The following is an 11,321-nucleotide window of genomic DNA, read 5'->3' as shown; positions in this document are numbered from 1 at the left end:
AGGATGAACCGGAAAAAAGTAGCAAAAAGGTAGAAAGCTGCCGTACTGACAATGAAATGTTGGTATGGCGGCTTTTTTTCGTTGCGCCAGTGTAAGAAAAATGGCTGGCAGCAGATTCGAGCAGACAGGAGGAGATGTGTTTTGAGCAGAAAAAAAGAGTATGTATTGTTAGTGATATTGGGAGTCATTTTTTTGGCAGCAGGCGGATATTTATTTCAGGTATGGGAGGATTATCACGAGGCATCTGCCGGGTACCAGAAACTTCAAAAATTTATCATAGAGAAGCCGGATGTAGGAAGAGATTCCAAAGGGAAGTCAAAAAACCAGGAAGACCCGGAAGAAAATCTGCCGGAGATTGATTTTGATGGGCTTCGGGCGATCAATGGGGATATCGTGGCATGGATTCAGATTCCGGGGATCAATGTGGATTACCCGGTGGTGCAGGGAAAGGATAATGAGCATTATCTTCATTATACCTTTGATGGGAAGGCGAATAAGGCAGGCAGTATTTTTTTGGATTACCGGAACCGGGCAGACTTTATGGACAGCAAGGTGATTTTGTATGGCCATAATATGAAAGATGGGAGTATGTTTAGCAATCTGAAGAAGTTTCAGGATGCTGGTTTTCGGAAAGAGCAGGGAAGGGTGCTTATTTATCTGCCGGAAAAAACTTTAACATATGAAGTCATAGAATGTCGCGGTGTAACAGAAAGGGATGGTGTATATGAGATGGATAACAAGGAAAAGGAGAAACAAATGATATTATCTACATGCAGTTCCTCAGCAAATATTAGGATGATCGTAAAATGTACTATGGACGGGAAGCAAGAACATTAGCGGGAGAGAATAAGAAGAATAGTCTGCACAAGATTACATAGGCATTAAGAATTGTTAAGAATTGATTAGTTTCTGTTAAGAATCAGAGAGGGATATTCTGTTATAATAAAAAAATCCTAGATATGGAAAAATGAAATTGAAAATAATGAGGTGAAAATATGAGCTGAATTAACAGAGGAACGGCAGCCTTGCAGAACGAAGGCAGTATAGAAAATGTATCGGTTATGCGTTATGAGGTAACAGTGAAATTGATGCGAAAATGGCGTGGGGAATATCTGTTTAAAGTAGCAGGAGGAAATTAAAAATGAAACAGAATATAGCATTAGTACCTATTAAAGAAAATGACAGAGAGTGGTTTATTAAAGATATCCAGAAAGCATTTGCGACTGCTGCAACAGAAGAATATGGTCAGTCAGAAGGAGAGGTCATTCCAGGAAAGGATATTGAGGAATCAATGGATGCAAAAGGAGCGGAGACATATTATATTACCGCCAATGGAAAAATCGTGGGTGGGACGGTAGTTGTAAACGATAAAAAAACACATCGCAATTTTCTGGATCTATTGTTTATCAATCAGTCCTGTCAAGGCAAAGGTATTGGCTTGGCTGCATGGAAGAAAATAGAGGAAATGTATCCTGAAACAATGATATGGGAAACGGTTACACCATATTATGAAAAGCGGAATATACATTTTTATCTAAATAAATGCGGGTTTAAAGCTGTCGAATTTTTTAATTCCCATCATATAGCTCCAAATATGTATAGAAGTAATGTTGTGGGTGGGAAATGTTTTTTTCGGTTTGAGAGGGAGGTGAAATAATCAGTAGAAATCATAAATTATTAGTGGTTGCTATGGTGGTTATGATGAATTTTTCTGCGAATGTGGATCATGCATTAAATCTGGAAAAGCTATCTCCGGAATATATAGAGGCGACCCATTCAGACAGGGGTATGGAAGAAATGGTTGAAACAGAGTCTGAAAAAGAAAAAGAGAAAAAATCACATAAAAGAAAAAGTAAACCAGGTGCACGGCAGATATTAAAAGACGTTAAAAGAATAAGTAAAAAATCTATCATGGATTTATCTGCCAGAAAGAAAGACAAGAACAGTTAATACATAATAATACCCCCCGCTGAAAAGGTGTTTCACCCATTCAACGGGGAATATTTAACTATTTCTGTTGACTTTTTATTTTCCTTTCTATCAGTGCCAGTTTCTTTTTTAATTGTTCAGCTTTTTTGGGATCCGCTTCAGATAATATCTGTTGCTTTAACTCCTGTCTTTTCTTTTTTAATTTTTGAAGTTTCTGGCTTCCCTCAGAGGATTTTTCTGTATCACTTTTGCCAGAAACGTCTGTCATTGATGTATCATTTTCTTTTTCTTCCAGATTTTTAGAAGGTTCAAAGAACTGGGCTTTGGGATTTCCATATTCATCCGCAACCATTTTGTAGTGGCCATATGATTTCTGTCCATCGGGTTTTTCGGGAGTATACTGGTCAAAGGCCGGGCGTGTATCAATTCTATTTGGCTGAGTAGCTTTTTTAGTGTCTGAAGAATTGCCGACAGGATTGAATCTGCTGATTTTTGCTGCACTATCTGGATTTGCAGAATTACTGATTTTTACGGAATCTTCCTTTATATCCGTCTGTTTTAGGTCCCCCCTTCGCATTATCTCGTCTTGCATATTGTTTGGCGTCATTAGAATACTCATTGTCTCACCTCCTTATCAGGATAGATTAACAATTAATTCTTAACAGATTCTTAAACCGTTTCTTAAAGATTCTAAAATAATTCTAGCTTTTACGATAAGTAATGGATCAATTGCAGAGAATTTGGGTTGTCAGGTCATTACCAAGAGTAAGATTTCGTGGTTAAAAAGCGCATTGTGTGAGAAGCTTAATAAGATGAAACGTGATATGATGTGGGCATTAATAATAGAATATGTAGCAATGCACGCATGGGAAGCAATCGAACAATCTTTAGTTTTTATTGAGGAAAAACTGACAAAAGAAATTTCGACGGAAAAACTGGCAAGTACTGCGGGGTTATCTCCGCTCTATTTTCAGCGTTTATTTAAGCGGCTGGTAAATAAACCGGTTCAAGAATATGTAAAACTCCGACGTTTGGCGAAGGCAGTTGATCTGGACTTTGCTGTATTTAGATTTGTTAAGAATCCATTAAGGAACTGTTTAGATTTGGATGGGATAATAAGAACCATCAAAGGAAACCGCTTTGAAATATACAGGAAGGAGATGGAGCAGCGTAAGGATACAGGTTCCTTAAAAACCTGAGAACATACATAAAAAAGTTTTGAAAGGAGTTAATAAAATGAAGGAATCAAAGACAACAGTAAAAGGTATGGTAAAAAGAGGACTGGTTCTCTGCATGGTTGGAGTAATGGCACTTGGCATGGTTGCCTGCGGAGGCAGTAAAGAAAAGAAATCGAATTCCACGCAGCCGAAGACAAAGACGGAATCCAGTAAGTCAACAGATAAGAAGAGTACGACAAAAAAGCAGGACGAAAAGAAGGCTGATGACAAAAATACGGAGAATGGCCAGACGGATCAAAAGGATGTAACAACAACACCAGATCAGAACAAGACAGAGGAAAACCAGAATCAGGGCAATGCAGCAACAAGCCAGGAAGATACCAAGAAAGATGATAACAAGAAAGGAACAACGACCAGTAAGAAATCAGATAAGAATAAGAAGAGTACTGGGACAAGTAAAAACAGCAGCACAAAAAATAAGAAGACAAATTAGAACCAATGTAAGCAAATGGACTGTACGTACCCGTACAGTCCATTTGCCTGGAATTCAAACGGAGGTTTAGATTTGTTAAGAATTCATTAAGGAACTGTTTAGGTTTTACGGGGATAATTAGAAGTAACAAAAGAAAATCGAAAGGAATGGAAGATATGGAACATATACTGGAATATTTAGAAAGGACAGAGAACAAGTATCCATATAGGCTGGCAGTGGATGACGGGAATGTTTATTTTAGTTGGAGCGAGCTTTTAAAACTGTCAAAAAGGATGGGTTCATCAATTTGTAAATTTACAGAAACAGGAAAACCGGTTGCAATCCTGGCGGAAAAAAGTGCGGTTACTTTGGCCGCTATGTTTGGGACAGTATATGCAGGTTGCTTCTATGTGATGATTGACCCGTCTCAGCCGACAGCAAGGCTAAAGGAGATTTTCCGGATTTTAGAGCCGGGGCTTATCATTACGGATAATAAAAATGAAGGACGTCTGGCAGAGGCCGGGTACTGTAAAAAGAGCTGCCTGCTGGGAGATATGATGCGGGCAGCCGTCAATACAGGGAAACTTAAGGAAATCAGGGAAAAGAGTAGCGGATCAGATCTGTTATACGGGATTTTTACTTCCGGCTCCACAGGAACCCCCAAAGGAATCGTTGTAAGCCATAAGGCGGTAGTCGATTTTATCTCACATTTTACGGAGACATTTGGAATTACGGAAGAAGACAGGATAGGAAACCAGGCTCCCTTTGATTTTGACGTATCGGTGAAAGATATCTATACAAGCGTGATGACGGGAGCTTCTCTGGTATTGCTCCCGAAGGAAATGTTCTGTACGCCGCCAGTGCTTCTTGATTACCTCTGCGACAAGAAAGTGACGACACTTATCTGGGCAGTATCAGCATTGACACTGGTATCGGCCCTTAAGGGGCTGCGCTACCGTGTGCCGGGTGATATCAAACGTGTGATGTTCAGCGGTGAGATCATGCCGGTAAAGCAGCTAAGGCACTGGCAGGAGGCGCTTCCCAAGACGGAGTTTATCAATCTGTACGGTCCTACGGAGATTACCTGTAACTGTACCTATTATCCCGTAAAACGTATCTATGAAGATGGAGAGCGTCTTCCCATCGGAAGACCGTTTCCGGGAAGAAGGGTATTTCTGTTAGACGAAGAAGGGAAAGAAGTGACCGCACCGGAAGAACCGGGGGAAATCTGTGTGGCGGGGGAATCCTTGTCAGAAGGGTATTACAAAAATCCCGGGGAAACGGAAGAGAGGTTTGTCTATCCGTTTCCGGATGAGCCAAAAGTGCGCTGTTACCGGACCGGGGATCTGGGGTATTACGGCAGGGACGGGGAACTTTATTTTTCAGGGCGGAAAGATTTTCAGGTCAAACATATGGGGCACCGCATTGAGCTGGAAGAAATTGAACACTCCATGAACCAGATCCAGGGACTGGAGAAGAGCTGCTGCCTGATGGATTACAGAAAAAACCAGTTAGTCGCCTTTTACCTTGGTGAAGCGGCTACCAGCCTGGTGCGCACGGAGCTGAAGAAAAGGGTGCCGCTTTACATGGTACCCCATAAGATCATACCGATCAGCCAGATGCCGCTTACGAAAAACGGGAAAACGGATCGGGATTATTTCCGGAACCAGTTAGAGGAGGTCATATGATGATGATGGATCAGCTGGAGTATTGCATTATGAAATTCGGTACGCCGTCCTATCTGTTTGACATTGATAAAATGAAGGAAACCGTAGGAAAATTTCGGGAAGCATTGGGAGAAAAAGCCGGTTTATGTTTTGCCATGAAAGCCAATCCCTTCCTCGCCGGGCAGATGGAAACGCAGGCAGACCGGCTTGAGGTGTGTTCTATGGGAGAATTTCGAATCTGCAAAAAGCAGGGGATCGCACCGGAAAAGCTGCTGATTTCAGGCGTATTAAAAGAGAAGGAGGAGATCCTTGAGATTTTGGATACCTATGGCGGGGCATGTACTTACACCATAGAATCCCTTGACCAGTACCATAGTTTTTCGGAGTGGTGCCAGCGGAAAGAAAAGCCTGTGCATGTTTATCTAAGGCTGACTAGCGGAAATCAGTTTGGTATGGATGGGGAAACCATCTATAATATCATCAAAATAAGAACGATGTGCCCATACCTGAACATCCAGGGAATCCACTATTTTTCCGGTACACAGAAGAAACATGCCGGGAAGATCAAAGAAGAACTGGAATATCTGGATCAGTTTTTAATGGAGATGGAAGAAAGGACAGGGTTTCAGTTGGAAGAACTGGAATATGGCCCAGGGCTCTCAGTTCCATATTTCGTCGGACAAGAGGATCACAGGAGTTCTGACTTAAAAGAGCTTGTGAGGGCGGTAGAAGGGATGAAGTGGAAAGGTTCTGTTATGCTGGAGATGGGGCGCGCCCTTGCCGCTGACTGTGGGTATTATCTGACAACTGTTAAGGATATCAAACAAAGCAATGGTAAGAGATACTGCATTGTGGACGGCGGGATACACCACTTGAGTTATGACGGGCAGATTCGGGGGATGTATGAGCCTGTGTTCCGGGTCTGGCCTGAGAACCAGACAGGGGCAGAATGCCAGTGGACCGTATGCGGAAGCTTATGTACGGTAAATGACGTACTCATGCAGAAAGCGTCGATCCGCGATCTGAAGGCAGGAAATGTCCTGATCTTTGAGCGGGCAGGAGCCTATGCCATGACAGAAGGAATGGCGCTGTTCTTAAGTCATGAGCTTCCGAAGATCCTGTTTTACAGTAAAGAAATGGGATGGAAACCGGTTCGCGGGAGGATACCTACGTTTGAATGGAACATGGAAAACTAGAAAAGGAGATAAGATATGGACACTTTGATGAAGATTTTAAATGAGATTGACGACAGTATTGATTGGGAAAAGGAAAAAGCCGTGATTGATGAACGTCTGTTGGATTCTTTCGGAGTCATTACCCTTGTATCAGAGCTTGAGGATGCATTTAAAATAGAAATCGAGGCTTCGGAAATGGTACCGGAAAATTTTAATTCGGCAGAAGCTATGTACCGGATGATTTCAAGGCTTAGGGAGAAGTAACATGGCATACCATACGGCGGTGTATCTGGCGCTGTTTCTCCCACTGGTACTTCTGGCTTATCAGATCACACCGAAAAGAATCAGGTGGGCGGTACTTCTGGCTGCCGGATATTCTTTTTTCTGGCTGATCAGCAAAGGACTGGTGGTGTATCTTTTGGGAACGACATTATTTACCCACTATATCGGTGTATGGCTGGGATGGATGAAGCTAAGATGCCGGACGGAAGCGGAACATGCGCCAAAAGAGAACCAGACCGGAATCAGGAAGCAATATAAGCGAAAAGAGAAATGGATTTTGGCAGGCGGTATCCTTGTGCTGGTAAGTATCCTTGCATGGCTGAAATATTATAACTTTTTTGCAGAGAATATGAATGTGCTTTTCGGGATATGGGGAAGCACAGTGCTGCTTCCGGCAAAGGAGCTGCTTTTGCCCATCGGGATTTCTTTCTATACACTACAGGCCATCGGGTATATGGCAGACGTTTACTGGGAGAAGGTGCCTCCCGAGAAAAATCTTGGAAAATTGGCGCTGTTTCTGGGATTCTTTCCTCAGATCATGGAAGGCCCCATCAGCATGTATTCCCAGACCGCAGATGTCCTGTGGGAGGGAAATTCCCTGAAGGGTGAAAACCTGTCAAAAGGCAGCGTTCGTATCCTGTGGGGGCTTTTTAAGAAGATGATCATTGCGGACCGGCTTTACGTGCTGGTAAAAGCAATTTTTGATCATTACGAAAATTATAACGGGATTGTCATTGCAGCGGCGGCAGTTGCATACACGGTACAACTTTACATGGAATTTTCAGGGTGCATGGATATCGTCATTGGAAGCGGCAGGATGTTCGGCGTTATACTACCTGAGAATTTCAACCAGCCCTTTGCCTCCCGAAACGCGGCAGAGTTCTGGAGGCGGTGGCACATGACTCTTGGAGTGTGGTTTAAAACCTATATTTTCTACCCTGTGTCCGTATCATCCATGGTAAAGAAATGGAACAAATTCGGAAGGAAACATCTGGGGAAATATCTGACAAAGCTTGGGGTATCGGCCATTGCGCTTTTTCCGGTGTGGCTGTTAAACGGACTCTGGCATGGGTCGCAGTGGAATTATATCTTTTACGGCATGTATTATTTTGTCATCCTTTTAGGAGGGATTGCCTTAGAACCCGTAAGGAGCAAGGTGTTAAAGCGTCTGCACGCCGATGAACATGCGCTGTACTGGAGAATCCCGCAGGTTTTAAAAACATGGATAATCATCTTCGTAGGAGAATTATTTTTCCGGGCAAACGGGCTTAGGGCGGGGGTTCGGATGTTTGCGAGTATGTTCCGGGAGTTTACGCCACAGAAACTGTGGGATGGGACATTCTTAAACTTTGGTCTGGATGCGGCGGATTATCTGGCAATCGGGGCCGGATGTCTGGTGGTTGCCTGTGTTGGGATGATAAAGGAAAGGAAGCTGCTGGGTGAGGAAGGACTGCAGAGATTCCCGACGCCTGTGAAATGGGCTTTTTATTACGGGCTGATCTTTGCAGTGATTATTTTTGGGGCTTATGGCGTCGGATACCAGCAGGTGGATCTGATCTATGCAAATTTTTAAAAACATTCTGTTTATTTTGATATTATTGATATTATTAACAGGCATCTCCGGCTGGATGGATTCGGCGGCAAAAGATGAAGACCTGGTGCAGGGACGGAATAAAAGCATTTCCCGGATTCGAAGGGAACCAGACCAGACCATTGACGTGCTGGTCATGGGAGACAGTTTAAGCTACAGCTCCGTTGCCCCTCTTATCCTGTGGAAAGACCATGGCATTACCTCTTATGTATGCGGGCAGCCGGGGCAGAAGATCCAGGAGACTTATTATCTGTTGAAAACAGCTCTTGAAAAGCAGTCTCCGAAGCTCTTGATTCTGGAGACAAATGTATTGTTCCGTGGACAGGGAAAGCTTGACGGCCTGGAAGAATCGGTTGCAGAAGCGGGGAATTACCATTTTCCGATTTTCCGGTTCCACGATATCTGGAAAGCACTCCTGATGGAGAAATTGTACAAAGGAGAGAGTTATAAAGGCTTTGAAATCCGGGACGGCGTACAGTCCTATGAGGAAGAGGACTATATGAAGGAATCGGCGGAAAAGAAAGAAATGGGTGAAAATGTAGAAGGATATATGGAACGCATTGTGGAATTGTGCAGGGAAAAGAATGTGGAAATCTTGCTGCTCAGCACGCCGTCGCCAAAAAACTATAATTACCGAAAACACAATGCACTGGTGGAATATGCCCAAAAGAATAATCTTTCTTATATGAACATGAATATGGCAGTCAAGGAGATTGGAATAGACTGGAAGGCCGACAGCCTGGATAAAGGAGACCATCTGAACCTGTCCGGGGCATGTAAGGTGACGGCTTATTTGGGTGAGTATTTGGATAAATCCGAATGGAAGCTTCCGGACCGTAGGGGAGATGCGGCTCTTAGCGCATGGGAGAAGGAAGCGGAGGAATTTGAACAAAAGGTGGCAGAAAAATTGAAAGTGATGCGGGGAAAATGATCATAAAACAGATAGAACAATGGAAAAAATGGATGACCGCACTGTTATTGCTTCTGTGTCTGGCTCTCTGTGCGGTTTTATTCAAAGCGTATCTGGACGGGAAATTTGATTCGGTAGAAACACTTCAAAGCTATATTTCGGGGTTTGGCCTGCTGGCTCCGGTTGTACTTGTGGCAATCCAGGCGCTTCAGGTGGTCATTCCGGTTCTGCCGGGATTCTTAGGATGCATCGTCGGGGCAGTTATGTTTGGCTGGCTGGGCGGCTTCTGGTGTAATTACATCGGGATTTCTGTGGGTTCTATTCTTGCGTTTCTGATTGCAAGAAAGTTCGGAAAAGAGATCGTTGGCAGGATGTTCCCGGGAAAACGGTATGAAAGATGGGCCGAATGGGCGGCAAAGAGCAAATCCTATACGGCAGTATTGTTTCTGGGGATGGTGCTGCCTTTATTCCCGGATGACTTCTTCTGTTATTTCACCGGGATTACAAAAATGACGGCACGCAAATTTGCAGCCATTATTGTACTGGGGAAACCATGGTGTATTCTGGCGTACAGTATTTTCTTCGCTGCTGTGGCTGTTTAAAGAATAGGAATAATCAAAATAAGAAAGGTGGTAAAGGGATGGAGGAAAGGAAAAAGCTTTGCGGTTATTATAATTATACGGTGGTACTTACCTACCTCGGGATGTTGTTTGGATTTACCGGGATCATCTTTACGATGGAGGGGACATACCGGCAGGCGGTTTTATGCCTGATGTTTGCGGGAATCTGCGACATGTTTGACGGGACGGTTGCCGCTACTAAGCAAAGGGATATGCGTGAAAAAAGATTCGGGATCCAGATTGATTCTTTAAGTGACCTGATTTGTTTCGGTGTCCTTCCGGCATTGTTTGGATATATGGCCAGCGGGAAGACTTATCTGGGATTTTTGGCGGGATGCCTGTATGTACTGTGTGCGCTGATCCGTCTGGCATATTTCAATGTGCTGGAGGAGGAACGGCAGCAGGTGGAGACTGGAGGCCGTTCCTGTTATCTGGGGCTTCCGGTTACGTCTGTAGCCCTCCTTTTGCCGGCATTTCTGGTAATTGGGAAGCAGTTATCCTTTAACCTGTCCAGATTGTTGCCAGTACTGTTAATAGGGATGGCAGCTGCGTTTGTTCTCCCGTTGCATGTAAAAAAACCGCGGTTATTTGGAAAAATAGGAATTGTATTTACTGGAATCGTAGAATTTGTTATCCTGTTAATGGGATTGGGAATGGAAATATGAAGAAAGAAACCCTGATGATTCGATTTTTATATGGAACAATGCCAGGTCGTGCCATTTTAAGGCTGCTGATCCGCCCAACTGTATCCAGAAAAGTAGGAAAATTTTTGGATTCAGAGTTTTCCAGATGTCTGGTGCCTCTGTTTATCAAAAAACACCACATAGATATGAAGGACTACGAAGACAGGATCTATGCTTCCTTTAACGATTTTTTTACAAGAAAACGATGCGCAGAGAGGATCGACATTACTCCAAAGCATTTGATCAGTCCATGTGACGGGTATCTAAGTGTATATCCGGTAGCAGAAAATCTGACTTACCGGATCAAACATGTTGAATACAGCCTGGAGAGGCTTGTTAACAGCAGGGATCTGGCAGAACAGTTTGCCGGAGGGACTTGTCTTATCTTCCGGTTGACTCCTCAGGATTATCACAGATACTGTTATGTATGCGACGGCATCAGAACCGAATCCGGGGCGATTGGGGGCTGTCTGCACTGTGTTCGCCCGGCAGCGTACACATCCGTACCGGTTTTTGTGGAGAACAGCCGGGAGTATATCGTGCTTTCAACTCCGGCCTTCGGTACTGTAGTACAGATGGAGATCGGTGCGCTGCTTGTGGGAAAGATCCATAACTTACGAAGTAATAGCAGGGTTTTTCAGGGACAGGAAAAAGGATATTTTGAATTCGGCGGGTCTACAATATTAGTACTGGTAAAAAAGGATCGGCTGAAATTATCAGAGGATGTTGCAAAACAAACCGGAAACGGGAAGGAAATGAGAATCTGCTTTGGAGAAACAGTTGGTTTATTTCCAGGTATGGAAAAATAGAGAGG

Annotated in this window: 13 protein-coding genes and 1 pseudogene; 13 read left to right on the top strand and 1 reads right to left on the bottom strand. The window is 43.6% G+C overall.

The features are described from left to right. Window positions 1–141: 141 nt before the first annotated feature. The 3 genes from srtB to EBB54_RS30775 all read left to right on the top strand — a co-directional run bounded on the left by srtB (window position 142) and on the right by EBB54_RS30775 (window position 1,950). Window positions 142–837, top strand: a complete 696-nt coding sequence (srtB, locus tag EBB54_RS12345) for a class B sortase (protein WP_016294856.1) — start codon at window positions 142–144, stop codon at window positions 835–837. A 304-nt stretch (window positions 838–1,141) separates the two neighbouring features. After that, window positions 1,142–1,657 (top strand): GNAT family N-acetyltransferase, encoded by a 516-nt coding sequence (locus EBB54_RS12340; protein WP_016294855.1) that lies wholly within the window; start codon window positions 1,142–1,144, stop codon window positions 1,655–1,657. Between the two features lie 32 nt (window positions 1,658–1,689). Then, window positions 1,690–1,950: a hypothetical protein gene (locus EBB54_RS30775; RefSeq protein WP_125127639.1), complete on the top strand. Its 261-nt coding sequence runs from the start codon at window positions 1,690–1,692 to the stop codon at window positions 1,948–1,950. A 58-nt stretch (window positions 1,951–2,008) separates the two neighbouring features. On the opposite strand, the gene EBB54_RS12330 is transcribed toward EBB54_RS30775, so the two are convergent. Next, on the bottom strand, window positions 2,009–2,548 hold the full coding sequence (locus EBB54_RS12330; RefSeq protein WP_016294853.1) for a hypothetical protein: 540 nt from the start codon (window positions 2,546–2,548) through the stop codon (window positions 2,009–2,011). 238 nt (window positions 2,549–2,786) lie between these two features. Here EBB54_RS12330 and EBB54_RS32220 point away from each other — a divergent pair. The 10 genes and pseudogenes from EBB54_RS32220 to EBB54_RS12280 all read left to right on the top strand — a co-directional run. Continuing rightward, window positions 2,787–2,978, top strand: a pseudogene (locus EBB54_RS32220) (helix-turn-helix domain-containing protein); the annotation flags it as partial. 187 nt (window positions 2,979–3,165) lie between these two features. Further along, window positions 3,166–3,600, top strand: coding sequence for a hypothetical protein (locus EBB54_RS12320; RefSeq protein ID WP_016294851.1), 435 nt, complete (start codon window positions 3,166–3,168; stop codon window positions 3,598–3,600). Between the two features lie 155 nt (window positions 3,601–3,755). Continuing rightward, a complete protein-coding gene (locus EBB54_RS12315; RefSeq protein ID WP_125127638.1) occupies window positions 3,756–5,267 on the top strand; it encodes an amino acid adenylation domain-containing protein in 1,512 nt (503 codons plus the stop codon). Continuing rightward, a complete protein-coding gene (locus EBB54_RS12310) occupies window positions 5,264–6,442 on the top strand; it encodes a diaminopimelate decarboxylase family protein (protein WP_125127637.1) in 1,179 nt (392 codons plus the stop codon). The genes EBB54_RS12315 and EBB54_RS12310 overlap by 4 nt, the downstream gene beginning before the upstream one ends. Before the next feature lie 15 nt (window positions 6,443–6,457). After that, the gene (locus EBB54_RS12305; RefSeq protein ID WP_016294848.1) at window positions 6,458–6,685 is read left to right on the top strand and encodes a phosphopantetheine-binding protein; all 228 of its coding nucleotides are present in this window, start codon (window positions 6,458–6,460) and stop codon (window positions 6,683–6,685) included. A gap of 1 nt (window position 6,686) precedes the next feature. After that, entirely contained in the window at window positions 6,687–8,276 is a 1,590-nt protein-coding gene (locus EBB54_RS12300) for an MBOAT family O-acyltransferase (RefSeq protein WP_016294847.1), read from the top strand. Next, a complete protein-coding gene (locus EBB54_RS12295; RefSeq protein WP_016294846.1) occupies window positions 8,263–9,225 on the top strand; it encodes a hypothetical protein in 963 nt (320 codons plus the stop codon). Before EBB54_RS12300 ends, EBB54_RS12295 begins: the two co-directional genes overlap by 14 nt. Further along, the gene (locus tag EBB54_RS12290; protein ID WP_016294845.1) at window positions 9,222–9,806 is read left to right on the top strand and encodes a TVP38/TMEM64 family protein; all 585 of its coding nucleotides are present in this window, start codon (window positions 9,222–9,224) and stop codon (window positions 9,804–9,806) included. The genes EBB54_RS12295 and EBB54_RS12290 overlap by 4 nt, the downstream gene beginning before the upstream one ends. Before the next feature lie 38 nt (window positions 9,807–9,844). Further along, window positions 9,845–10,489, top strand: coding sequence for a CDP-alcohol phosphatidyltransferase family protein (locus EBB54_RS12285; RefSeq protein WP_016294844.1), 645 nt, complete (start codon window positions 9,845–9,847; stop codon window positions 10,487–10,489). Between the two features lie 14 nt (window positions 10,490–10,503). Next, entirely contained in the window at window positions 10,504–11,316 is an 813-nt protein-coding gene (locus EBB54_RS12280; RefSeq protein WP_243127642.1) for a phosphatidylserine decarboxylase, read from the top strand. Window positions 11,317–11,321 lie beyond the last annotated feature (5 nt).

It is taken from the genome of Schaedlerella arabinosiphila, assembly GCF_003885045.1.
In the GTDB taxonomy this organism is placed as follows: domain Bacteria; phylum Bacillota; class Clostridia; order Lachnospirales; family Lachnospiraceae; genus Schaedlerella; species Schaedlerella arabinosiphila.
The sequence above is the reverse complement of the archived record's forward strand: the minus strand, read 5'-3'. Positions and strand labels throughout refer to the sequence as shown.